At 63.0% G+C, this 24,983-nt stretch carries 21 protein-coding genes and 1 tRNA gene; 17 read left to right on the top strand and 5 right to left on the bottom strand.

Translation table 11 applies throughout. From position 1 onward, the window contains the following. Positions 1-7: 7 nt before the first annotated feature. Positions 8-478 carry a nucleoside deaminase gene (locus K3752_RS03970; RefSeq protein ID WP_260065111.1) on the bottom strand — a complete coding sequence of 157 codons (471 nt, stop codon included), beginning with the start codon at positions 476-478 and terminating at the stop codon, positions 8-10. Here K3752_RS03970 and K3752_RS03965 point away from each other — a divergent pair. The 16 genes from K3752_RS03965 (at position 477) to K3752_RS03890 (ending at position 17,772) form a co-directional block, all read left to right on the top strand. Further along, positions 477-1,352: a pseudouridine synthase gene (locus K3752_RS03965; protein WP_170340735.1), complete on the top strand. Its 876-nt coding sequence runs from the start codon at positions 477-479 to the stop codon at positions 1,350-1,352. The two genes, K3752_RS03970 and K3752_RS03965, sit on opposite strands and share 2 nt — an antisense overlap. Positions 1,353-1,529: 177 nt before the next feature. Continuing rightward, positions 1,530-2,444, top strand: coding sequence for a 5-bromo-4-chloroindolyl phosphate hydrolysis family protein (locus K3752_RS03960; RefSeq protein ID WP_260065108.1), 915 nt, complete (start codon positions 1,530-1,532; stop codon positions 2,442-2,444). Between the two features lie 30 nt (positions 2,445-2,474). Further along, entirely contained in the window at positions 2,475-3,665 is a 1,191-nt protein-coding gene (locus tag K3752_RS03955) for a toxic anion resistance protein (RefSeq protein WP_260065106.1), read from the top strand. 13 nt (positions 3,666-3,678) lie between these two features. Continuing rightward, the gene (locus K3752_RS03950) at positions 3,679-4,632 is read left to right on the top strand and encodes a DUF2927 domain-containing protein (protein ID WP_260065104.1); all 954 of its coding nucleotides are present in this window, start codon (positions 3,679-3,681) and stop codon (positions 4,630-4,632) included. 22 nt (positions 4,633-4,654) lie between these two features. Continuing rightward, positions 4,655-5,803: an SPFH domain-containing protein gene (locus tag K3752_RS03945; RefSeq protein ID WP_260065102.1), complete on the top strand. Its 1,149-nt coding sequence runs from the start codon at positions 4,655-4,657 to the stop codon at positions 5,801-5,803. Positions 5,804-5,812: 9 nt separating this feature from the next. After that, a complete protein-coding gene (locus tag K3752_RS03940) occupies positions 5,813-6,130 on the top strand; it encodes a CPCC family cysteine-rich protein (RefSeq protein WP_260065099.1) in 318 nt (105 codons plus the stop codon). A 6-nt stretch (positions 6,131-6,136) separates the two neighbouring features. Then, on the top strand, positions 6,137-7,252 hold the full coding sequence (locus K3752_RS03935) for a TFIIB-type zinc finger domain-containing protein (RefSeq protein ID WP_260065097.1): 1,116 nt from the start codon (positions 6,137-6,139) through the stop codon (positions 7,250-7,252). A 100-nt stretch (positions 7,253-7,352) separates the two neighbouring features. Further along, positions 7,353-8,033 carry a nitroreductase gene (locus K3752_RS03930; protein ID WP_222457402.1) on the top strand — a complete coding sequence of 227 codons (681 nt, stop codon included), beginning with the start codon at positions 7,353-7,355 and terminating at the stop codon, positions 8,031-8,033. Between the two features lie 24 nt (positions 8,034-8,057). Further along, entirely contained in the window at positions 8,058-8,495 is a 438-nt protein-coding gene (gene dtd, locus K3752_RS03925) for a D-aminoacyl-tRNA deacylase (RefSeq protein ID WP_222457401.1), read from the top strand. Next, positions 8,495-9,598, top strand: coding sequence for a glycerate kinase (locus K3752_RS03920; protein ID WP_222457400.1), 1,104 nt, complete (start codon positions 8,495-8,497; stop codon positions 9,596-9,598). The genes dtd and K3752_RS03920 overlap by 1 nt, the downstream gene beginning before the upstream one ends. Before the next feature lie 51 nt (positions 9,599-9,649). Continuing rightward, complete coding sequence (locus K3752_RS03915) at positions 9,650-11,644, top strand: CocE/NonD family hydrolase (protein WP_260065095.1); 1,995 nt, start codon at positions 9,650-9,652, stop codon at positions 11,642-11,644. A gap of 127 nt (positions 11,645-11,771) precedes the next feature. Further along, positions 11,772-13,358, top strand: a complete 1,587-nt coding sequence (locus tag K3752_RS03910; RefSeq protein WP_170340108.1) for an ABC transporter substrate-binding protein — start codon at positions 11,772-11,774, stop codon at positions 13,356-13,358. A 15-nt stretch (positions 13,359-13,373) separates the two neighbouring features. Next, complete coding sequence (locus K3752_RS03905; protein ID WP_170340107.1) at positions 13,374-14,330, top strand: ABC transporter permease; 957 nt, start codon at positions 13,374-13,376, stop codon at positions 14,328-14,330. Continuing rightward, positions 14,327-15,142 (top strand): ABC transporter permease, encoded by an 816-nt coding sequence (locus tag K3752_RS03900; protein ID WP_170340710.1) that lies wholly within the window; start codon positions 14,327-14,329, stop codon positions 15,140-15,142. The genes K3752_RS03905 and K3752_RS03900 overlap by 4 nt, the downstream gene beginning before the upstream one ends. After that, positions 15,139-16,776, top strand: a complete 1,638-nt coding sequence (locus tag K3752_RS03895; RefSeq protein ID WP_260065093.1) for an ABC transporter ATP-binding protein — start codon at positions 15,139-15,141, stop codon at positions 16,774-16,776. Before K3752_RS03900 ends, K3752_RS03895 begins: the two co-directional genes overlap by 4 nt. A gap of 159 nt (positions 16,777-16,935) precedes the next feature. After that, entirely contained in the window at positions 16,936-17,772 is an 837-nt protein-coding gene (locus tag K3752_RS03890) for an alkaline phosphatase family protein (RefSeq protein WP_260065091.1), read from the top strand. A 6-nt stretch (positions 17,773-17,778) separates the two neighbouring features. Here K3752_RS03890 and K3752_RS03885 read toward each other — a convergent pair whose 3' ends face one another. From K3752_RS03885 to K3752_RS03870, 4 genes are all read right to left on the bottom strand, one after another. Then, positions 17,779-18,702 (bottom strand): alpha/beta hydrolase, encoded by a 924-nt coding sequence (locus tag K3752_RS03885; RefSeq protein WP_170595945.1) that lies wholly within the window; start codon positions 18,700-18,702, stop codon positions 17,779-17,781. 12 nt (positions 18,703-18,714) lie between these two features. Next, positions 18,715-20,604: an acyl-CoA synthetase gene (locus K3752_RS03880; RefSeq protein WP_260065087.1), complete on the bottom strand. Its 1,890-nt coding sequence runs from the start codon at positions 20,602-20,604 to the stop codon at positions 18,715-18,717. A 154-nt stretch (positions 20,605-20,758) separates the two neighbouring features. Further along, on the bottom strand, positions 20,759-22,579 hold the full coding sequence (locus tag K3752_RS03875; RefSeq protein WP_260065086.1) for an ABC transporter transmembrane domain-containing protein: 1,821 nt from the start codon (positions 22,577-22,579) through the stop codon (positions 20,759-20,761). 128 nt (positions 22,580-22,707) lie between these two features. Beyond that, positions 22,708-22,781: transfer RNA gene (locus K3752_RS03870), tRNA-Gly, on the bottom strand. 307 nt (positions 22,782-23,088) lie between these two features. On the opposite strand from K3752_RS03870, the gene K3752_RS03865 reads away from it, so the two are divergent. Beyond that, positions 23,089-24,978, top strand: coding sequence for a PhoX family phosphatase (locus K3752_RS03865; RefSeq protein WP_260065085.1), 1,890 nt, complete (start codon positions 23,089-23,091; stop codon positions 24,976-24,978). The last annotated feature ends 5 nt before the right edge of the window (positions 24,979-24,983 follow it).

The raw sequence follows: 24,983 nt of genomic DNA, 5'->3' as shown, positions 1-24,983 counted from the left end.
GCGCGCCTCAGCCCTCGGGCCCGCCGCCGTCGCGCTGCGCGGCAAAGAATTCGCGTAACAACCGGGCGCAGTCCTCGGCCGCGATTCCGTCATAGACCTCCGGCCTGTGATGGGCCTGAGGGTGCGAGAACACCCGGGCCCCATGCGCCACGCCGCCCGATTTCGGATCGGCGGCCCCGTAGTAGATCCGCCGGATCCGCGCCGCCGCCAGCGCCGCGGCACACATGGCGCAGGGCTCCAGCGTGACATACAGGTCATGCCCCGTCAGCCGCTCGGACCCGACGGCCCGGCAGGCGGCGCGCAGGGCCAGGATCTCGGCATGCGCGGTCGGGTCATGCAACTCGCGCGTACGGTTGCTGTCTGCCGCGATGATCCGCCCATCGGGCGCAACGATCACCGCGCCCACCGGAACCTCGCCCCGATCACCTGCCGCGCGCGCCTGTTCCAGCGCCTTGTCCATATGCGTTCTGAAGACCATGCCCCTGACTGCCCCAGAAACCCACCTTTCGCAAGCCGCGCCGATGCGCTATGCGCAGGGCATGAGCAACACCCCTCCCCCTGGCGACCGGATCGCCAAAGTGCTGGCCCGCGCCGGCATCGCCTCGCGCCGCGAGGCCGAACGCATGATCGAAGCCGGCCGCGTGACCGTGAACGGCAAGACCATCGACAGCCCGGCGCTGAACGTCACGCCCAGCGACAAGATCACCGTCGACGGCAAGCCCGTGGCCGAGCCCGAACCCGCGCGTCTGTGGCTGTATCACAAGCCAACCGGCCTTGTGACCACGAACCGCGACGAAAAAGGCCGCCCAACGATCTTCGACAACCTGCCCGAGGACATGCCCCGCGTCATGAGCGTCGGCCGGCTGGACCTGAATTCCGAGGGCCTGCTGCTGCTGACCAATGACGGGGGCATCAAGCGCAAGCTTGAATTGCCCTCGACCGGCTGGCTTCGCAAATACCGGGTGCGGATCAACGGCCGCCCCAAGGACGAGGATTTCGCCCCCCTGCGCCAGGGCCTTGTGATCGAGGGCGAAAGGTTCCAGCCCATGACCGTGTCGCTGGACCGCCAGCAAGGTGCGAATGCATGGCTGACGATCGGACTGCGCGAGGGCAAGAACCGGGAAATCCGCCGCGCGATCGAAGACATCGGCTTTACCGTGAACCGGCTGTTGCGCGTGTCCTACGGGCCGTTCCAGCTGGGCGATCTCAAACCCGGCGAGGTCGAGGAAATCCGCCGCCGCGTTCTGCGCGACCAGCTGGGCCTGGAACCCGAAACCCCACCGGCTGCTGCGAAACGCCCAAGCCGCCCTCAAAGATCCCGCAGGCCGGTCGGCAAGAAATCACGCAATTGACGCGGGTTATCGAACCTTCCCCCTAGCGCCAAGCCCCTTGATCCCCTAGGTTTTCAAGGGGACAACCGCAGTTGGAGGACGTCATGTCCGGGACCGGAGTGCAAAAAATGGCCTACACGGCCCTGCTGGTGCTGTTGTTCGGCGTCTGCACCGGTTGGCTTGGGGGGCTCTGACGCCATGGCCAAGCGATACGGCGGAAAGTTCAGCCCCGAAGGCCAGTCTGACGCCGACGCGCCCGCCCCGCGCGGGCAATACGATGGCGCTCGGGTAAACCCGGTCGGCGCACGCGCCAATGTCATGTTCGTTCCGGCGATCCCGCTGGTCTTTCTGTCGCTGAACGACGGCGCGATCGGGATGACCCTTGGATTGGTCGCCGCCGGCATTCTGACCGCTGCAGCTTTTCTGCTGCGCGAAGGGCTGAAGGCCGAGGATGCTTACAACGCGCGCCGCACCGCGCGCCGCCCAGCCTTTCCCCGCAAGATCTTCTCGTCGGTGTTGACCGGGCTGGGGGTGGGTCTGGCCGCTTATCGCAACGACTATCTGGATGCCGAGACCGCCAGCCAGGTCAGCCTGCTGGCGCCGGTCTTGTTCGGCGGCGTGGCAACGGCCCTGCATTCCGTCGCCTTCGGGCTCGACCCGATGAAAAACAAAGGCATGGAAGGTGTGGACACCTATCAACAGGACCGGGTCGCCCGCGTGGTCGAAGATGCCGAAGCCCATCTGAACCAAATGACGGATGCCATCAAACGGGCCGGCGACCGCAGGATCGAAGCCCGGGTCGAGCGGTTTCAGACCACCGCCCGCGACCTGTTCCGCACGGTCGAGGAGGACCCGCCCGATCTGGCCGGTGCCCGCAAATACCTGACCGTCTATCTGCAGGGCGCCCGCGATGCGACGATCAAGTTTGCCGATGTCTATGCCCGCACCCGCGACCCGCAGGCTCTGTCCGATTACTCGGCGCTGCTGGACGACCTCGAGCAGAATTTCTCGGCCCGCACCCGAAAGATGCTATTGGATGACCGCAGTGATCTGACGGTCGAAATCGACGTGCTGCGTGAACGACTGCAGCGCGAAGGCGTCCGGCTCGACTGACCGGCCAAACCAAGAACAGGGAAGCTTCTCATGTCTGACGAAATCAAGAAAAAGGCGGCCGAGGCCGAAACGCTGGTTCAGGAAGTTGCAGCCGTCTCATTGCCCGAGCCGAGTTCTGAGATCGTGCCCTTGGAAGACGCCGACGAACCGGTCGGCGCCGAGATCCGCAAGCGCATGGCCGAGATCGACATGGGCGACACCAACTCGATCGTGTCCTTCGGGTCGGCGGCACAGGCCGAGCTGCAAGAAATCAGCCAGGCCATGCTGGCCGACGTGCGCAACAAGGATGTTGGCCCCGCCGGTGACAGCCTGCGCGACATCGTCACCACGATCCGCGGCTTTTCCGTGTCTGAACTGGACGTGCGCCGCGAGCGCAGCTGGTGGGAGAAACTACTGGGCCGCGCCGCGCCTTTCGCCAAGTTCACCGCGCGCTACGAAGAGGTGCAGGATCAGATCGACCGGATCACCGACAACCTTCTGTCGCACGAGCACACGCTTCTGAAGGACATCAAGTCGCTGGACCTGCTCTATGAAAAGACGCTGGATTTCTATGATGAACTGGCGCTGTACATCGCGGCCGGCGAAGAAAAGCTGACCGAACTGGACAGCCACGACATCCCCGAGAAAGAGGCCGAGGTGCAGGCCGCCCCGGAAGATCAACAGGTGATGAAGGCGCAGGAACTGCGCGACCTGCGGGCCGCCCGCGACGATCTGGAACGGCGCGTGCATGACCTGAAGCTGACGCGGCAGGTGACGATGCAATCGCTGCCCTCGATCCGGCTGGTTCAGGAAAACGACAAGTCGCTGGTGACCAAGATCAACTCGACGCTGGTGAACACCGTGCCGCTTTGGGAAACCCAGCTGGCGCAGGCGGTCACCATCCAGCGCAGCGCCGAGGCCGCCGCCGCCGTACGCGACGCCAACGATCTGACGAACGAGTTGCTGACCTCGAACGCCGCTAACCTGCGCCAGTCGAACAAGATGATCCGCGAGGAAATGGAGCGCGGTGTGTTTGACATCGAAGCGGTCAAGAAGGCCAACGAGGATCTGATCGGCACGATCAATGAAAGCCTCGCCATCGCTGACGAAGGCAAGGCGAAACGGGCCGCCGCAGAAGAAGAGCTGAAGAAGATGGAAGCCGAGCTGCGGGACACCTTGGCTTCGGCCAAGGCCCGGAAAGACGGGATGGGCGACACGGCCGGAACCGCCGTTCCGGGCTGAGGAGAGATCGCAGGTGCGGCTTCGAAGACTTCTAGGGCACGGGTTGGGGGCAGCTGCATTGCTGATCTTGGCCAATTGCGATGATGCGCTCGAGTCCTCGATTGCCCCGCAGGCGCGCCCGACCCAGCCGCAGTTGGCCAATGCTTATGTCGAACCTTCGGCGGCAAGCCGGGATCTGGCGCGTTATTATCAGCGCGTCGAGCGTGACCTGTTGACCCGCGGTCTGATGCGTACAGACGGTGGCGGGCCGGACACCCCGTTTGATGCGGATGATTTGGCCCGGAATTTCGAAGCCATCGCGTTCTACAGCGAGTATCCCGGCGCCGCCGTATCCGGCAGCAGCCAACGTACCAGCGGAAGGCTAAGCCGCTGGTCTGGCCCGGTCCGGATACAGGCAGAATTCGGGCCGTCAGTATCACCAGACCAACGTGCGGCCGACAAGGCACAGATCCGGGCCTATTCCGAACGCATGTCGTCCTTGACTGGCCACCCTATCTCGACCGTAACAAGAAACGCGAACTTCCATGTCTTCGTCGCCGGCGATGACGATACGGAATTCGTGCAAACGCGACTGCGCCAGTTGTTTCCCAATATCGGACAGGCTCAATTGAACCTGTTTCAGGATTTACCGCGCTCGTTCTACTGCTTTGTCTTTGCCTCGGCGTCGAACGGGGCACCGAACACCTACACTGGTGCGGTTGCGTTGGTGCGGGCCGAGCACCCTGACTTGATGCGGCTGAGCTGCATCCACGAGGAAATCGCCCAAGGGCTGGGCTTGCCCAACGACAGCCCACGGGCGCGGCCGTCGATCTTCAATGATGACGACGAATTCGCCCTGCTGACCAGCCATGACGAAAAGCTGCTGACGATGTTGTATGATCCGCGACTGAAACCCGGCATGACCGCGCAGGAGGCCGCGCCGGTGGTGCGGATCATCGCCCGTGAATTGATGGGGCAGTCGCTCTGACCCCGATGACAGGAGAACCCAGATGGGAATTTTCGATTTTCTGACCGGAGAATTCATTGATGTCATTCATTGGGTGGACGACACCCGCGACACGATGGTCTGGCGGTTCGAGCGCGAAGGCCACGAGATCAAGTATGGCGCCAAGCTGACCGTGCGCGAGGGCCAGGCGGCCGTATTCGTGCACGAAGGCCAGCTGGCCGACGTGTTCACGCCCGGCCTCTACATGCTTGAGACCAACAACATGCCGATCATGACGACGCTGCAGCACTGGGATCACGGGTTCCAGTCTCCGTTCAAGTCCGAGATCTATTTCGTCAACACGACCCGGTTCAACGATCTGAAATGGGGCACCAAGAACCCGATCATGCTGCGCGACCCGGAATTCGGCCCGACCCGGATCCGCGCCTACGGCACCTATACGATCCGGGTCAAGGATCCGGCCCGTTTCCTGGTCGAGATCGTGGGCACCGATGGCGAATTCACCATGGACGAGATCAGCTTTCAGATCCGCAACATCATCGTGCAGGAATTCAGCCGGGTCATCGCGGGCTCGGGCATTCCGGTTCTGGACATGGCCGCCAACACCGCCGATCTGGGCAAGCTGATCGCAGCCGAGGTCTCACCCGTGCTGGACGGCTACGGCCTCGAGATGCCGGAATTCTACATCGAGAACATCTCGCTGCCGCCGGCGGTCGAGGCGGCGCTGGACAAGCGTACCTCGATGGGGCTGGCGGGAGATCTGGGCAAATTCACCCAGTATTCCGCGGCCGAGGCGATGACGGCGGCCGCCAGCAACCCGAACGGAGGCGGTGGCATGGGTGCCGGCCTTGGTATGGGCATGGGGATGGCGATGGCGAACCAGATGTCGAACATGGCAGCGGGTCAGCCATCTGGCCCGTGGGGGGCGCCCGCGCCCGCTGCCCCGCAACCATCAGCGCATGTGGCCCCGCCGCCCCCGCCGCCAGTCGAGCATGTTTGGCATATCGCGGTGGACGGTCAGACCAGCGGCCCGTTCTCGAAGGCCAAGATGGGCCGTATGGCCAGCGACGGAGAAATTACGCGGGACACTTTCGTGTGGACCCCCGGTCAGGACGGATGGAAGAAAGCGGGCGAGGTGCAGGAACTCGCGCAGCTGTTCACGATCCTGCCGCCTCCGCCGCCCGGGGCGTGAGGCATCGGCATGCCCGCATCGCGGAAACGCTCGAAGACAGGCGGGCGCAAAGCGCCGCAGCCGCCGCAATTCATCTGCCCGTGCTGCGGGTATGTCACCCTGGCCGAGCGCGGGGCCTACCTGATCTGCGCGATCTGCTTTTGGGAGGACGAGGACATTCTGTACGACAAGAACCCCCGCGAGCCCTCTGCCGCCAATCACGGCCTGACGCTGGCCGAGGCGCGCGACAATTTCAGGGCGATCGGGGCCTGCGAGGCCGCGGTGCTGCCGCATGTCCTGCCCGAGGAGCACCGCGCAGCCTATCTTCACTTTCCCCTCGACAACTGACCACCCATGACACAGCCTCCTGCCCCACCACCCGGTTCTGCGGAACATCGTTTTCCATGTGACAATTGCGGCGCGGACTATCGGTTCGACCCGCAATCCGGCACGCTGACCTGTGACCATTGCGGCCATTCCGAACCGATCGGGGCTGGCCCCTGGGGCGGCGCCAGCCTGCGCGAACTGGACTTCGGCGCGGCCATCGCCGACCGCCTGCCTGACAGCGAGATCGAAGAGACGCGAGTTCTGACCTGCCCCAATTGCGCGGCCCAGGTCGAGTTCGACCCCAACACCCACGCCGCGGAATGCCCGTTCTGCGCCACCCCGGTCGTGACCGATACCGGCGTGAACCGGCACATCAAGCCGCGCGGCGTTCTGCCCTTTGCGCTGGACGAACGCGCCGCGCACAAGGCCATGAGCGACTGGCTGGGGCGGCTGTGGTTCGCGCCGAACGGACTCAAGGACTATGCCCGCACGGGCCGCAGGATGCAGGGCATCTATGTGCCCTACTGGACGTTCGACGCCGACACGAAATCGGCCTATCGCGGCGAACGCGGCGTGGTCTATTATGAAACCCGGACGGTGATGCGTGACGGCAAGCGGGTGCAGCAGCAGGTGCCCAAGGTGCGCTGGACGCCGAAATCCGGCCGGGTGGCCCGGTTCTTCGACGACGTGCTGGTGCTTGCCTCGCAATCGCTGCCCAAGTCCTACACCGACGCGCTGCAACCCTGGGACCTGCCCGCGCTCGAGCCCTATCAGCCCGAGTACCTGGCCGGGTTCCGGGCCGAGGCCTATACGGTCGATCTGCAGCAAGGCTATCAGGAGGCCCGCGGCCACATGGCCCGCGTGATCGAGCGTGACGTCCGCTTCGACATCGGCGGCGACCGGCAGCGCATCCACGCGATCGAAACCGACATCCGAAACGTGACCTTCAAGCACATCCTGCTGCCGGTATGGATGGCCGCGTACAAGTATCGCGGCCAGACCTATCGCTTTGTCGTCAACGGCCGCACCGGTCAGGTGCAGGGCGAACGGCCCTGGTCGGCGATCAAGATCACGATTGCGGTGGTGCTGGGCCTGCTGGCGGCGGCCGGCATCGGGTATCTGGTGGCGACGGGACAGCAATGACCTTCGGGGTTCCGCCGCCGAAAACTCTGCCGCGGAACCCCTTGAACATCCCCGGCTTCTCACCCATCCTGCCGCCGGCTGCCCCGGAGGAGAGGACAACGTGACCCTGGCCGATCTGAACACGCTTCTGACTGCGCGCCATTCCTGCCGCGCCTTCCGGCCCGATCCGGTGCCGCGGGGTGACATCGAACAGATCCTGACCAGCGCCGCCAGAGTGCCCAGCTGGTGCAACGCGCAGCCCTGGCAGGTGGTCGTGACCAGTGGCGCAGAAACCGATGCATTCCGCAGCGCCTTGCGGGCCGTAGCCGAGACCGGCCAGGCGCAGCCCGACCTGCCTTTTCCGACCGGCTATTCCGGCATCTATCAGGACCGGCGCCGCGCCTGCGGATGGGCCCTGTACGAGGCAGTCGGCGTTGAGAAGGGTGACCGCGCCGGGTCGGCCCGGCAGATGATGGAAAACTTCAACCTGTTCGGTGCCCCGCATTGCGCCATCCTGTCCAGCCCGGCGGAACTCGGCCCCTATGGCGCGATGGATTGCGGCGGGTTTGTCACGGCTTTCACCTTGGCGGCACAGGCCTTGGGCATCGCCACGATCCCGCAGGCGGCGGTGGCCGCCTTTGGGCCGTTCCTGCACCGCTATTTCAACATCCCCGATGACCGGCTGATCCTGTGCGCGATTTCCCTCGGCTATCCGGATACCGATCATCCGGCCAACCAATTCCGGACCGAGCGCGCCACGCTGGACGAATTCGTTACCTGGCGCGGGGCTTCGACCGAGTAAGCGAACTTTGAGAAAAACATCGACATGCGCGCATTGATACAAAGAGTGTCCGAGGCATCGGTCTCGGTCGAGGGGCAAGTCATAGGCCAGTGCGGGCCGGGGCTGCTGGTTCTGGTCTGCGCCATGCAGGGCGACGACGAGACCCGGGCCGAGCAACTGGCGGCCAAGATTGCCAAGCTGCGGATCTTCAAGGATGACGCGGGCAAGATGAACCGGTCGGTGCTGGATATCGGCGGCTCAGCCCTAGTGGTCAGCCAGTTCACGCTGGCCGCTGACACGTCGCGCGGGAACCGGCCCGGATTTGCGGCGGCGGCCGATCCGGCAACCGGTGAACGCCTGTACGAACACTTTGCCCGCGCGCTGGCCGCGCTTAGCGTTCCGACCGAAACCGGGTCTTTCGGTGCGGATATGGCGGTGTCCCTGATAAATGACGGCCCGGTTACGATCTGGATGGACATGTGATGACGATGCAGGATCAGGCGATCGCGATCTGGAAGGCGGGCGTTGCCGCCGTTGACGGCTATGGCGCGGTCAAGGCGGCACTGCCCGATATTCCGCGCCCCGATTTGATTCTGGCGGTGGGCAAGGCCGCGGCGGCGATGATGAATGCGGCGCAAGACCATTTTGGCAAAACATCGGGCCTTGTGGTCACGAAAGACGGCCATGCCGACGGGCTGGCGTCGCACTTACAGGTCATCGAAGCCTCTCACCCCGTGCCCGATGCCCGTAGCCTGAAGGGCGGCCAGGCTCTGCGCGCGGCGGTTCAGGCCATGGAGCCTGGCACGCATCTGTTGCTGCTGGTCTCGGGCGGTGCGTCTTCGCTGGCCGAGGATCTTGTGCCGGGGGCCACCCTCGAAGATCTGGCGCGGCTGAACGCGCAGCTGCTGTCCGAGGGGCTGGACATCACCGCCATGAACGCCCGTCGGCGCGAGATGTCGCGGATCAAGGGCGGCGGTCTGCTGGCCGGTTTCGGCGGAGCGCGCGCGACAGTCTTGGCCATCTCGGACGTGCCGGGGGACGACATCGGCGTCATCGGATCGGGCATCGGCGCCCTGCCCGAAGTCCCTCAATTCGAATCGAGCGTCGAAATCATTGCCTCGAACGCCCATGCGCGCCGCGCCGCAGCCGACGCGGCACGTGCCGCCGGTCTGTACGTTCTGGCCGAGGAAGAGGCCCTGCACGACGACTATCTGTCCGTCGCCGCAGATATCGGCGCACGGCTGCGCCAGATGCCGCCGGGCGCAATGATCTTTGGCGGAGAGCCGACGGTCGTCCTGCCCGAAAACCCGGGCCGAGGCGGGCGCAACCAGGCGCTGGCACTGGCGTTGGCGCGCGAGATTCAAGGATGCGAGGGGCTGTGTGTCGTGGTCGGTGGAACCGACGGCACCGACGGGCCGACTGATGCGGCCGGCGGTGTCGTGACCGGCGCGACATGGGCCGATGGGGCGGACCAAGCCTTGCGCGAGGCCGATGCGGGGACGTTCCTTGACCGGGTCGGTGCTCTGCTGGTGACCGGCCCCACGGGAACCAATGTCATGGATCTGCTTGTCGCAACGAAGGAATGAATTGACGCTTTTCCTCGCACACCATCCGCCGATGCGCCTGAGACTAGGCACATGACTCAGGCGAAGAACTCACTGGCCGAGATCGAAGACGTTCCGGATCAGGGCATCATTCTGTCGGACGGCTGCCGCCTGTCTGCGCGGATCTGGCGTCCTGTCGATGCGGCGCAGCGCCCGGTGCCCGCCATTCTGGAATACCTGCCTTATCGCAAGCGCGACGGCACGACGGCGCGCGATGCCCTGACCCATCCCTGGTTTGCCAAACGGGGTTACGCCTGCATCCGCGTCGACATGCGCGGCAACGGCGACAGCCAGGGACTGATGGAGGATGAATACACCCAGCAGGAACTGGACGACGCCGTCGAGGTGATCGAGTGGCTAGCCCAACAGCCATGGTGCAGCGGCGCAGTCGGGATGATGGGGATCAGTTGGGGCGGCTTCAACGCGCTGCAGGTGGCGGCGCTGCAGCCCGCACCCTTGAAGGCCATCATCACCTTGTGTTCGACCGCCGACCGTTATGCCGATGACATCCACTACAAGGGCGGCTGCCTGTTGAACGAGAACCTGGGCTGGGGGGCGACCATGTGGTCGTACTCGTCCCGCCCGCCCGACCCCGCGTTGCGTGACGACTGGCGCGAGATGTGGTTGCAGCGGTTGAAGGCAGAACCCTTCCTGCCCTCGGTCTGGCTGCGGCACCAGACCCGCGATGCCTATTGGCGACATGGGTCTGTCTGCGAAGACCCCGGCGCGATCCGGGCCGCGACGCTGGCGGTGGGCGGCTGGGGTGATGCCTACAAGAACACGGTGCCTTGGCTGGTCGAGAACCTGAGTGCGCCGGTCAAGGGCATCGTCGGCCCCTGGGTGCACAAGTACCCGCATTTTGCCGTGCCCGAACCGCGCATCGGCTTTCTGCAAGAGGCGCTGCGTTGGTGGGACCGCTGGCTAAAGGACAAAAAGACCGGCGTCGAACAGGACCCGGCCTATCGCGCCTATCTGATGGATGGCGTGCGCCCGGCACGCTGGTATGCCGAGCGCCCGGGACATTGGATCGCCGAGGATGCCGGCGCCACGTCCCACCTGCCGACCGTCACCCTGCCGCTTTCCGAGGCCGGGCTGGGTAAGGACGGCCCCTTGGATACCAAAATCCGCTCGCCGCATCATTGCGGGATGGATGGCGGCGAATATTGCGCCATCTGGCTGGGTCCGGACATGCCGGGCGACCAGCGGGCAGATGACGCTCTGTCCTCCTGTTTCGACACGACCCCTCTGACCGCAGATCTGGACATTGTCGGTGCCCCGCGCCTGCACTTGAAGCTGAGTGTCGACAAACCACAAGCCCAGATTGCCGTTCGGCTGAACCACATCCACCCCGACGGAGCTGCGACTCGGATCACCTATGGTGTATTGAACCTGACCCACAGGGAGGGACATTCGTCCCCCAAAACGTTGATACCTGGACAGGTCTACGACATCGAAGTTGTGCTGGACCACGTCGCCTACCGGGTTCCCAAGGACCACAGCCTGCGCGTTGCCGTCTCAAGCGCCTATTGGCCGCTGATCTGGCCTTCGCCGGAAACAGCGGAGCTGCACCTGACAGGCGGCACGTTCACGATCCCCCAGCGCGACAGGTCGGATCGGGATGAATGGCAATTTGCCCCGCCCGATGCGGACTCTCCGTGGCAAGTGACCCAATTGCGAGAGGCGGCCCATGCGCGGCGCGTCGAAACAGACATGACGACCGGCGTCATCGATCTGGTCATCGAAGATGATTTCGGCCTGGTCGAAGACGCGGATCATGGTCTGGTCAGCGGCGGAACCGCTTTTGAACGGTGGTCCATCCATCCGGACGATCCGCTGAGCGCGCGGGGCCGCTGCGAATGGGTACAAGAGACCCGGCGCGACGGCATCAAACTGCGAACCGAGGCCAATTGCGAGATGTGGTCGGACCGATCCAACTTTCATCTGCGCGCGACGCTTGATGCCTTTGAAAACGATGTGAAGATTTTTTCCAAAACCGTGGAGGACACCATACCTCGTGATCAGATGTGATTTTGCTGGTGGCAAGTCCCCGAGATTTGACCTTGCCCGCCGCGACGAAATGCGCCAACGTTGACTCATGCGTCAATAAAAAGCCCGTAAAACGGGCACACAAAACACTCAACTGGGAGATATCCGAATGAACGAACAACTCACTCACATGGCCAGCCAGGTGACCGCCGGGAAGCTGACCCGACGTGAATTCATGGGGAAGGCAGCCGCACTGGGTGTATCGGCTGCCATGGCCAGCACCGTCTTCGCCGACGCGGCCCGCGCCGCCGGCGCTAAGAAAGGTGGCGATCTGAAACTGGGCCTGCAGGGCGGTGAATCCACAAACTCGCTGGATCCGGCCACCTATGCCAGCTCGGTCCCGTTCCAGAACGGCAAGCAGTTTGGTGACCAACTGGTAGAAGTCGCCCCCGACGGCACGATCGAGCCGCGCCTTGCCGAAAGCGTTGAAGGCAGCGCCGATGCCAAGGTGTGGACGTTCAAATTGCGTCAGGGGGTCGAGTTCCACAACGGCAAGACCATGACCAGCGAGGACGTGCTGAAAACGATGCAGCGCCACTCGAACGAAGATTCGAAGTCGGGCGCGTTGGGCATCATGAAGGGCATCGAGTCGATGAAGGCCGATGGCGAATATTTTCAGGTCACCCTGAACGAGCCGAACGCCGATCTGCCTTACCTGATGGCCGACTATCACCTGATCATCCAGCCGGACGGCGGAATGGACAACCCGGGCGCCGGTATCGGCACCGGTCCGTACAAGCTAGAAGCGGACGAACCCGGTGTGCGCCACCTGTTCTCCAAATTCGAGAACCACTGGAACCCGGATTTCGGCAACTTTGACAGCGTCGAAGTGGTGGTCATCAACGATGCCACGGCCCGGACGGCTGCGCTGCAGTCGGGTCAGGTCCACGCGATCAACCGGGTTGAGCCCAAGGTTGCCGACCTCTTGGGTCGTGCGCCCAACCTGACCGTACATTCGACGGCAGGACGCGGCCACTACGTGTTCATCATGCATTGTGACACGGCGCCGTTCGACAGCAACGAGCTGCGGACCGCTCTGAAATACGCGATCAACCGCGAAGAGCTGGTCGAGAAGGTACTGCGCGGCTATGGCTCGGTCGGGAACGACATGCCGATCAACGCAGCATACCCGCTGTTCGATGAGACAATCCCGCAGCGTGAGTTCAGCGTCGAAAAAGCCGCCGAACATTACAAGAAGTCCGGCCATGACGGGTCGCCCATCATTCTGCGTGTGGCCGACGGAGCCTTCCCTGGCGCCGTGGATGCCGCAGCCCTGTTCCAGCAGACCGCCCAGCAGGCCGGCATCCCGCTTGAGATCAAGCGCGAGCCGAATGATGGCTACTGGTCCGAAGTCTGGAACGTACAGCCGTTCTGCGCGTCCTACTGGGGCGGCCGCCCGGTGCAGGACCAGATGTACGCAACTGCCTATCTGTCCACCGCCGACTGGAACGACACCCGGTTCAAGGTCAAAGAGTTCGACGACCTGCTGTTTGCCGCGCGTGCCGAGCTGGATCCGGCAAAGCGCAAGGCCATCTACAGCCAGATGGGCATGATGGTCCGTGACCAAGGCGGCCTGATCTGCCCGATGTTCAACGACTTTGTCGAAGGCATCAGCAACCAGCTGGATGGCTGGGAGACTGATCCGACCCAAGAGATGATGAACGGCAACATGTCCCGCAAGATGTGGTTCGTCTAACTCGGATCGACAGGTATGCATCCTATCATCAAACTGGTTTCCCAGCGCCTGGCGCTGGGATTCCTCTTGCTGTTTGGCGCTTCGGCCCTGATTTTCGGGTTGACCGAGGCCCTACCCGGAGACGCCGCGCAAGCCGTCTTGGGGCAGTCCGCCACCCCTGAATCCCTTGCCAACCTCCGTGAGGAGATGGGGCTGAACCGTCCCGCCTTGACCCGGTATTTCGAATGGCTTGGCGGAATTGTCCAAGGTGACATGGGCACGTCCCTGACCAACAAGCTGGACATCGCCGAGTCGGTCAGCAACCGATTGGGCAATACGTTGTTTCTTGCCTTCTGGGCTGCCATCGTCTCGGTGCCCCTTGCAATTTTTCTTGGCCTCGTGGCGGTACGCTACCGCAACCGCTGGCCCGACAAGCTGATCTCAGCCGTTACCCTGACGACAATCTCGATCCCGGAATTCCTGATCGGCTATGTCCTTGTCTATTTCATCGCGGTCAAGCTGGGCATGTTCTCGCCGCTGGCGATGATCAATGACAGCATGTCCTTCTGGCAAAAGCTGAACTCGATCGCGCTGCCCGTCATCGTGCTGACCATGGTGGTTCTGGCGCATATGATGCGCATGACTCGCGCCGCGATTTTGAACGTGATGCAGTCGGCTTATGTCGAAACGGCCGAACTGAAGGGCCTGAGCAACTTCAAGGTCATCTGGCGCCATGCCTTCCCGAACGCCATCGCCCCCATCGTGAACGTGGTGATGCTGAACCTGGCCTATCTGGTCGTGGGCGTCGTCGTGGTTGAGGTGGTGTTCGTCTATCCCGGCATGGGACAGTACCTGGTGGACCACGTGACCAAACGTGACGTGCCGGTGGTTTTGGCCTGCGGCGTCATCTTTGCCGCCATCTACATCGGGCTGAACATGGTGGCCGACATCGTCGCGATCCTGGCCAACCCAAGGCTGAGGCACCCGAAATGAAGAACATCCCAATCTCTGCAATGATCGGGCTGGCCTTCACCGCCCTGTATTTCATCATCGCCGTCTTTGCGCCCTTCCTGGCGCCCTACGGCATGGCTGAGGTTGTGGGCGACGTGTGGGAGCCTTCGAGTTCGGAATTCTGGCTGGGCACCGACAATATCGGCCGCGATCTTCTCAGTCGAATGATCTATGGCGGGCGCACGACGATCTTCATCGCCACCGCCGCCACCATCCTCAGCTTCGTCACCGGTTCGATTCTGGGCTTTCTGGCCGCCGTGCTGGGGGGCTGGGCCGATCAGGTGATGTCGCGGACCGTGGACCTGATCATGTCGATCCCGTCGCTGATCACCGCACTGGTGGTTCTGGCGATGGTGCCGGTCACCATCCCGGTTCTGATCGTGGTCATGGGCCTGCTGGACGCCACCCGCGTCTATCGACTGGCCCGGGCCGTGGCCGTTGACATCGAAGTCATGGACTATGTCGAGGCCGCCAAGCTGCGCGGCGAGGGCCGCGGCTGGATCATCTTCCGCGAGATCCTGCCCAACGCGCTGTCACCGCTGGTGGCCGAACTGGGCCTGCGCTTCATCTTCATGGTCCTGTTCGTCTCGACCCTGTCGTTCCTGGGCCTGGGCGTTCAGCCGCCGCTGGCCGATTGGGGCGGCATCGTGAAGGAAAACAAGGACGGCATCGTCTATGGCATCGGCGCGGCGCTGTATCCGGCGGTGGCCATCGCCACGCTGGCCATCTCGGTCAATTTGGTGGCCGACTGGATCCTGAACCGCACCACATCGCTGAAAGGAGGCCGGGGATGAGCGATACCCTTCTCAAGGTCCGTGACCTCAAGATCGGCGCAACCGTCTACCCGCCGGGCGAAAAGCCCCGCGACATCGAAATCGTGCACGGGGTCAGCTTTGACCTCGAGCGCGGCAAGGTGCTGGGGCTGATCGGGGAATCCGGTGCGGGGAAGTCGACCATCGGATTGGCCTCGATGGCCTATGGCCGGGGCGGCGTGAAGATCACCGGCGGTGAGGTCTGGGTGAACGGACGCGACATCCTCAAGACGTCGCTCTCGGATATCCGCAAACTGCGCGGCGGCGAGGTGACCTATGTTTCGCAATCGGCGGCGGCGTCCTTCAATCCCGCCAAGAAGATAATGGATCAGGTGGTCGAAGCCGCTGTCGAGCAGAAGAAGTTCAGCCGCAAAGAGGCCGAGGCCCGTGCGCGTGAGCTGTTCGCCAAGCTGGGTCTTCCTGACCCCGACAACATCGGCAACCGCTATCCGCACCAGGTCTCCGGCGGGCAGTTGCAGCGCTGCATGACGGCGCTGGCGTTGTGTCCCGAGCCGGATCTGGTGGTGTTCGACGAACCCACGACCGCGCTTGATGTGACCACGCAGATCGATGTTCTGATGGCAATCAAGGAAGCGATCCGCGGCACCGGCGTGGCCGCGCTGTACATCACCCACGATCTGGCGGTCGTGGCGCAGGTCAGCGATGACATCATGGTGCTGCGGATGGGCGAAACAGTCGAATACGGCACCACCGACCAGATCATCAACAACCCGCAGGAAGAGTACACGCAGGCGCTGGTCTCTGTCCGTTCGATCGAACACGAGGAAAAACAGCCTACGCCCGAACCCGTGCTGCAGGTCGATGGCATAACGGCCCGCTACAAGGGGCTGAACTTCGACGTGCTGCACAACGTCAATGTCGAGGTCCACCCCGGCCAGACGCTGGCGGTCGTGGGGGAATCGGGGTCGGGCAAGTCCACACTGGCCCGGGTGATCACCGGCCTGCTGCCCCCGCGCGACGGCGAGATCACCTTTGCCGGGCGCAAGCTCAGCCCCGATCTGGCCGGACGCTCGCGCGAGGACCTGCGCGAGTTGCAGATGATCTACCAGATGGCCGATGTTGCGATGAACCCGCGCCAGACCGTGGGCACCATCATCGGCCGGCCGCTCGAGTTCTATTTCAACATGCGCGGTGCCGAGAAGCGCAAGCGCATCATCGAACTGTTGGACGAGATCGAACTGGGCGAAGGTTTCATCGACCGGTATCCGGCGGAGCTGTCGGGTGGCCAGAAGCAGCGCGTGTGCATTGCCCGCGCGCTGGCGGCCAAGCCCAAGATGATCATCTGTGACGAGGTCACCTCGGCGCTGGATCCGCTGGTGGCGGACGGCATTCTCAAGCTGTTGCTGGACCTGCAGAAGATCGAGGACGTGGCCTATCTGTTCATCACCCATGACCTGGCGACGGTACGCGCGATCAGCGACAGCATAGCCGTGATGTATCAGGGGCGCGTGGTGCGCTATGGATCCAAATCGCAGGTGCTGAGCCCGCCATTCGACGATTATACCGATCTGCTGCTCAGCTCGGTGCCGGAAATGCATCTGGGCTGGCTGGAAGAGGTCGTGGCCCACCGCAAGATGGAGAGCGCCGGCAACTGATGCCGCAGGCTGTGAACGCCGGCAAAACACCCTGAAATCCCGACACTTTGTTTGTATCGAAGTGTCGGGATTTTCTCATTCCGGGCGCGAACGGGCAGCCTTGGCTGACCGAATCTCCTAGGGTGAGGCAAACAAGCCATCCAACACGAGGGCCATGCGATGGACCGCAAACTGCTGCTGATCATTCTCGACGGGGTGCCGTGGCGCAATTTCCGCCGGCTTTTCGGCAACCTCGAAGGCTGGGTCGACAGCGGCGAGGCGCGGGTTTGGAAACACCGCTCTGTTCTGCCGTCGATTTCGGCAAGCTGCTATGCCTCGATCCACACGGGCGTGACACCGCAGGAGCATGGCTGCACCGGAAACGGCAACGTGTTCCGGCTGGACCACAAAGACATCTTCAGCCAGGTGCGCGAGGCCGGCGGTGTGACCGGGGCCGTCACCCACAGCTTCTGGTCGCAGTTCTTCAATCGCAACCCATTCGACTATGTGCGCGATGTGGAATATGACGAACCGGACAGCCCCACCATCAACCACGGCCGTTTCCACTCGATGACGGGCTATGGCAAGGCCAACCAGATGACGCCGTCCGATGTCGACCTGTTCGCGACCCTGACCAACCTGTGCCTGCGGTTCGGGCTGGATTACGGCATTCTCCATACCTGTACGCTCGACAGCATGGGCCACCGCTTCTACCACGACTGTGAAGAGATGGATCACGCCTGTTTCGTCATGGACGAGATGCTGGCCCCTTTCATCCCCCGCTGGCGGCAGTTGGGATACGAGGTGATCGTGACCGCCGATCACGGCCAGGACGAGCGCGGCCACCACGGCGGGCGCAGCGCGCTGCAGCAGGAAACGGCGCTGTACTACTTCGGCGATGCCGAGGGTCCCGATGCGGAAACGGTCATTGACCAATTACAGTTGGCGCCCACGATCCTGACCCGCATGGGCGCACCGGTGGCCGAGACGATGAAGGCCAAGCCGTTCCTGCGCTGAGCGCCGTCAGTCGTAGTTCCACAACCCCTGCCCCAGCGCCTCGACCGCGATCGAGATCCGCTCGAAACTGTCGGCGGCGCGGGTCACCGAATGGCGGGCGCGCAGGTAGCCATGCACGAGGCCGGCCTCGTTGATCCAATGCGCCTGCCCGCCGGCGGCGGTGATTTTGGCGCAGTACGCGGCTCCGTCATCACGCAGGGGATCGCAGTCGGCGGTCACGACTACCGTCGGCGGCAGCCCGGAAAAGTCGGTATCATGCAGGGGGGCGAATGAGGGGTCATGTTCCGGGACGGCGCCGCCGCACCGGACCTTTTCATAGAACAGGACCTCGTCGCGCGTCAGCATCGGCGCGTGGGCGTGTTCGATGTACGATCCCTGGTTCGGGTCGCCACCCAAACCGGGATATATCAGAACCTGCCCCAGGATGCTCCCGATGCGCCCGCGCGCGTGATGGGCGACCGCTGCGGCCAGGTTTCCGCCCGCGCTGTCCCCGGCCAGAACCAGCGGATCACCGAATTCGGCTTGCACCCAGTTCACCGCGGTCCAGCAATCCTGGATCTGCGCCGGATGAACATGTTCAGGACACAGGCGGTAGTCGACCGCCACCACCCGATAGCCAGTTTGGGCGCACAGTTCGGCGCAGACGTCATCGTGGCTGTCCAGCCCGCCCACGACGAACCCGCCGCCATGCATGTAGACGACGGTTCGGGTGGGATCTCCGCAGGAATAGATGCGCACCCCAACCCCATCGGCCGAGGTGTCCCGCGTTTCGACGCCCTGTGGACGCGGCTGCCGAAACGCGCGGCACATGTCGTCATAGACGCGGCGCTGGTCCTCAATCGACCGATCCACCGCGTCTTCGGGATAGCTTTCGGCGGTGCGCCGGATGAACGCCCAGGTCTCCTCGTCGATCAGACGTTCATAGTCCATTGCCCCTCCGGATCAGTCGGCCCACTCCCACGGCCGGGTGAAGTTGCCCAGCACTTGGTTCACATCGTCCTCGGATGCGCCGTTCGCGTCAAGCTGCGCGACAAGGCCGCGCTTTTTGTCGTCTATGACCGACACGACCCGCGCCGCAACGCCGGCGGTTTCCAACGCCTGGTTGTAGACCCGCGTGATCGCCTGTTTTCGCAGTTCCGGCTTGAAGACCTTGCCCACCGCCGTCTTCGGCAGCTCGGGCAGGATGGTCATGTGCTTGGGATGCGCCGCGCGTTCGTGCACGTGCACCTTGCAGTATTCCAGCAGTTCTTCCTCGGTCACGCTGGCGCCTTCGACCAGTTCGACAAAGGCACAGGGAACCTCGCCCGCATGGGCGTCGGGCTGGCCGATGGCGCCGGCAAAGGCCACCGCGTCATGGCCCAGCAAGGCCTCTTCGATCTCGGCCGGGTCGATATTGTGGCCGCCGCGAATGATCAGATCCTTGGCCCGGCCCGTGATCCACAGATACCCGTCCGCATCGAACCGTCCCAGGTCGCCGGTGCGCAGGTACTTGTCGAAATAGTAGAGATCGACGTTTTTGTCCTCCTCGGTATAGGTGTTCCCGGCATAGACACCCGGGTTCGACACGCAGATTTCGCCCACTTCGTCCACCGCGCATTCCTTGGGCCCGTCGGGGCTGTCGCGCAGGATCTTGACGTCGGTGTACGGGAACGGAATCCCGATCGAGCCGATCTTCTTCTCGCCATCCACCGGGTTGCAGGACACCAGGCAGGTGGCCTCGGTCAGGCCATAACCTTCGACGATGGTCACACCGGTCGCTTTCTCGAACCGGCGGAACAGTTCGACCGGCAGCGGAGCCGAACCCGAGAAGGCCGTCTTGACGGTCGAGATGTCGGCATCCACCGGGCGCTGCATCTTGGCCGAGATCGCCGTGGGCACGGTGATGATGAACGACACCTTCCAACGTTCGATCAGCTTCCAGAAGTTGTCGAACACGCCGTCGCCGCGATACCCGGCGGGGGTCGGGAACACCACATGGGCGCCCGACGACACCGCCGCCATCACGATCACATGGCAGGCAAAGACGTGGAACATCGGCAGCGGGCACATGATCACGTCCTCTTCCGAGAACAGCAGCGTGTGGCCCAGCCACCCATTGTAGATCATGCCGGAATATTTGTGCTGCGCGACCTTGGGCATACCTGTGGTGCCGCCGGTATGGAAATAGCAGGCAACCCGGTCCTCTTTGCTGTCCTCGAAGGTCAGCGTGGTGGGTTGCTTCGCCAGTTCCTTGTTGAAATCCAGATAATCGGCGTGGGCCAGATGCTCTTTGTCGGCCATCTTGGGCCGGACCAAAGGCACGATCCACGATTTCGGCGGCGTCAGGTACCGGTTCAGGTCAATCTCCAACACGGTGTTGACACCCGGCGCGTGGCGCACGGCCTCGGCGACCTTCTGCGCGACGTCCGTTTTCGGGAATGGCTTCAGCGTGACCACGACCTTGGCCTTGGTCTCACGCAGGATCGACGCGATCTGCTCTGGTTCAAGCAGCGGGTTGATCGGGTTCACGATCCCGGCCACCGCGCCGCCCATCATGGTGACCAGCGTCTCGTTGCAGTTGGGCAGCACATAGGCCACCACGTCGTTTTCCTTGACCCCCAAAGAGCGGAACAGGTTGGCCGCCTGGTTCGTCATGGCCAGCAGTTGCGACCATGTCAGGGTTTCGGCCTTGTCCTTGGGGCCGGACAGGATCTGGAAACTGATCGCGTTGCGATCCGGGAACTTGGTGGCCGTCCGCGAGAGCAGTTGATGGAACGTGACGGGGACATCGCGGTCCTCCCACGGCATTTCCTGCTCCATTCTCAGTTTGTCTTCCTTGCCCACAAAGGCCATGTGGTTCCTCCCCTTTTTTACCCTGCATTTTTGCAGGCTGTCTTGCGTCCAAGATGTAAGCAAATGCAGCCCTGCGCAAGCGAGGGCTTACCCTCGGGCAAGGGGAAAAAGTAGAATGACGCTACGGCGGTTCGCGAAATGCCCGCGCGTCACTTCACTCGGCGGCCACACCATCGGTGAACTGGAGACGCGCCAGACGCGCATAAAGCCCATCTTGCGCCACCAGATCGTCATGGGTGCCCTGCGCCACGATCCGGCCGTTCTCCATCACCACGATGCGATCGGCCTTTTTCACGGTGGCCAGACGGTGCGCCACGATCAGGGTGGTGCGCCCGGCGCGCATTTGGTCAACGGCGGCCTGAACGGCGCGCTCGCTCTCGGCGTCCAGCGCCGAGGTGGCTTCGTCCAGCAGCAGAACCGGAGCGTCGCGCAAAATCGCCCGCGCGATGGCGATGCGCTGTTTCTGACCGCCCGACAGCATCACGCCGCGTTCGCCGACGAAACTGTCATAGCCTTCGGGCAGGGCCGAGATGAAGTCATGCGCAGCGGCGGCACGGGCCGCGGCCTCGACCTCGGCATCCGAGGCGTCCAGCCGTCCGAACCGGATGTTCTCGCGCGCCGAGGCCGCAAAGATCACCGGGTCCTGCGGCACCAGCGCCATGTGCTGCCGGAAATCCGCCCGGCGCATGTCGCGCAGATCGATCCCGTCCAGGCTGACCTGACCGGCCTCGGGGTCGTAGAACCGCTGGATCAACTGGATCACGGTCGTCTTGCCCGCGCCCGAGGGTCCGACGAAGGCGACGGTCTCGCCCGGGTGCACGGTCAGCGACAGGTCGTCCAGCGCCAGAACGTCGGGCCGGGCCGGGTAGCGGAAGGTCACGTTGTCAAAGGTGATCTGTCCCTTGACCGGCTGCGGCAGCGCCTTGGGTTGTGCCGAGTCGTTGACCGTATCTTCGGTGTTCAGCAACTCGACCAGCCGCTCGGTGGCGCCTGCGGCACGCTGCAGCTCGCTCCAGATTTCCGAAAGGGCGGCCACGGACCCGGCCATGATGATCGAATAGATCACGAACTGGATCAGCACGCCTTCGGTCATCACGCCGTTGCGCACATCGTTCGCCCCCATCCACAAAACGCCGACGATCCCCGAGAACACCAGAAAGATCACGATCACGGTCAGAACCGCCCGGGTCTGAATACGGCGCAGGGACACATGGTACGAGGTCTCGGTCATGTCACCGAACTGGCGGCGGCTGGCGTCCTCATGGGTGAACGCCTGTACGGTCTGAACGGCGCCCAGCGCCTCGCCTGCATTGCCCGACGAGGCGGCGATCCAATCCTGGTTTTCGCGGCTGATGACCCTCAGCCGACGCCCGAGAACCAGGATCGGCACCACCACCACCGGGATCAGCAGCAGAACCAGCCCGGTCAGCTTGGCCGAGGTCAGCAACATCAGCACAAGCCCGCCGATGAACATCAGGAAATTCCGCAATGCGATCGACACTGACGAGCCCAGAACGGATTGGATCAGCGTGGTGTCGGTGGTGATACGGCTCAGGACCTCACCGGTCATGATGCGTTCGTAGAAGGCGGGGCTCATGCCGATGACGCGGTCAAAGACTGCCTTGCGGATGTCAGCCACGACCCGCTCGCCCAACCGGGTCACCAGCATGTACCGGATACCCGTTCCCACCGCCAGAACCGCCGCGATGCCCAGAGCCGCCAGGAAATACCAATCGAGCAGTTCACCGTCTTCGATGCGGAAGTTGTCGACCACGCGCCGCACCGCCAAAGGCAAGGTCAGGGTCATGCTGGCCGTCAGAACCAGCGCCAGCGTCGCCCCAAGCATCAGCAGCCGATAAGGCTTCATGAACGGCCACAAAGAGGTCAGCACGCCCAGCTTTCGGGATCCGGGTCGATCTTCATGAGCACCGGGCGCCTGCACGTTTGCTTGGTTGGCGGAGCGTGTTCTTGCCATGCCTGACCCTTTTTACCTTCTGGGACTCGCGATATGGCTTCTTGGCGGCGCAGGCGCGCCGGGTCAAGGAGACTGCGCGCAATAGCACCCCGACAAGGGCTTTTTGACGCAACTTATTCCGGAGAGTTTGGAGCGGGTAGACGGAATCGAACCGACATAGCCTGCTTGGAAGGCAGGGGCTTTACCATTAAGCTATACCCGCTTGGTGAAGGGCTGAGTAGTCCATGCCCGGGCCGTCGTCAAGAACCGAAATCCACCTACGCATCGCTTTTGCGACTGCCAGCCTAGGATCACACAGAGCGGGCTGCGCGGCCAACCGCCCATAGCTCTGAATTGCACTTGTTTTGGGGTCGCGCACTGGCGCAGCATGCGATTGCAGTGCTTGCCGTTCGCGAAAACCTGCCTAGCGTGTGTACCGCCCCAAACGGTTAATGGGGTTGTTAAGTACCTGTAACAATCAGTTCCTAAATCCGTTTCACAAATTCATTCCGACAGCGAGGAATCATCCAATGAAAGACGTTGATCCAGCCACCCTTTCCGCCGACGACTGGGACGAACTGCATTTCCCCCGCCCAGACGAAAACGACTTTGACCGCGTCGTCGAAAGTGCCCTGTCGCGACGCGGCTTTCTGGGCGGAGTGTTGGCTTTCGGGTCGGGCGCTGCGGCCATGGGCAGCGGTCTGCTGGGGTCGACCTCAGCCCACGCACAGACCGCTTCTCGTTTTGCCTTCACTCCGATCGCGGCCCAGACCGATGGCACCGTGCATGTCCCCGAGGGGTATGAATGGAAAGTCCTCATGCGCTGGGGCGATCCGCTGTTCTCCGAGGCTGACGGGTATGACATCACCGATGGTGGACCGGTCGAGAACTCGGACAAGGTTTTTGGCGAAAACACTGATGGTATGGAGACCTTCTCGTTCCAAGGACACCAGTTGATCGCCATCAATCACGAGTATCCCAATCGCAAAATCAACCTGCCCGCAGCGCAGGAAGGTGTGCCCGCAAACGCGGATGACGTTCGAAAGTTGCAGAACCTGCAGGGTGTGACGGTGATGGAAATTGCCGAAACCCCGGATGGCTGGACCGTGGTCAAGGACAGCCCTTTCAATCGCCGCATTCACCACAACACCCCCATGAAGATCGTGGGGCCAGCAGCTGGCCACGACCTGCTAAAGACCGAGGCCGATTCGACCGGCACGACGTCGCTGGGCACCATGAACAATTGCGGGTCGGGCAAGACACCTTGGGGCACCTACCTGACCTGCGAAGAGAACTTCAACGGCTACTTCGGCTCCAGCAACGAAAGCGCGACATATACTCCAAAGGTCGCGGATCGCTTCAAGCGATACGGCATCAAGGCCGAAAGCTGGAACGGGTACGAGTTGTTCGATCCACGGTTTGACACTTCGAAGAACCCGAACGAACCACATCGCGTCGGCTGGGTGGTCGAAATCGACCCGACCGATCCCAACAGCACCCCGGTCAAACATACCGGACTTGGGCGGTTCAAACATGAAAACGCCGCGGTCGAGCTGGCCAAGGATGGTCGCATTGTCGTCTATATGGGCGATGATGAGCGGGGCGAATACCTGTACAAATTCGTCTCGAACGGCGTCTACACCCCCGGCGGGGATACCGAAGGTCTGCTGGATGACGGCACGCTGTATGTGGCCAAGTTCAACGACGATATGTCCGGTGAATGGGTGCCGCTGACGCCGGAAACCACTGGCATGGACGAGGCCGAGATTCTGATCTTTGCCCGCATCGCTGCATCTGAGGCCGGTGGAACCACGATGGACCGACCGGAATGGGTTGCAACCAGCCCGGTTCTTGCCGAGGCCTATTGCTGCCTGACCAACAACAAGAACCGTGGCGTCAAACCCAACGCGGGTGGCGATGATACTTCGGTCAATGGCCCCAACCCTCGGGAGGCCAACAAATACGGGCAGATTGTTCGCTGGCGACCAGCCAACCAGGATCATGCAGAAACCTCGTTTCAGTGGGATCTGTACGTCATGGCCGGCAACCCGACAGTGCATTCCGATGCGTATGCCGGGTCCGAGAATGTAAACGAAGGCAACCTGTTCAACTCGCCCGACGGGATGATGATCGACAGCACCGGCGTGGTCTGGATCCAGACCGACGGGAACGACGACAACGAAGGCGATTTTGCAGGCCATGGCAACAACCAGATGCTGGCCGGCGACCCAATCACGGGTGAAATCGTTCGCTTCATGACCGGCCCGAACGGCTGCGAGGTGACCGGCCTGACATGGTCGGCCGACCGCCGGACCATGTTCGTAGGCATCCAGCACCCCGGTGGATCCTGGCCAGATGGGGGCACGCCGCGTTCCTCGATCATCGCGATCAAACGCAAGGACAACGGACTGGTCGGCTGAACCGT

This window comes from Ruegeria sp. B32 (assembly GCF_025141855.1).
GTDB classification, from domain to species: domain Bacteria; phylum Pseudomonadota; class Alphaproteobacteria; order Rhodobacterales; family Rhodobacteraceae; genus Ruegeria; species Ruegeria arenilitoris.
This window is presented reverse-complemented; position numbering and strand designations above follow the sequence as displayed.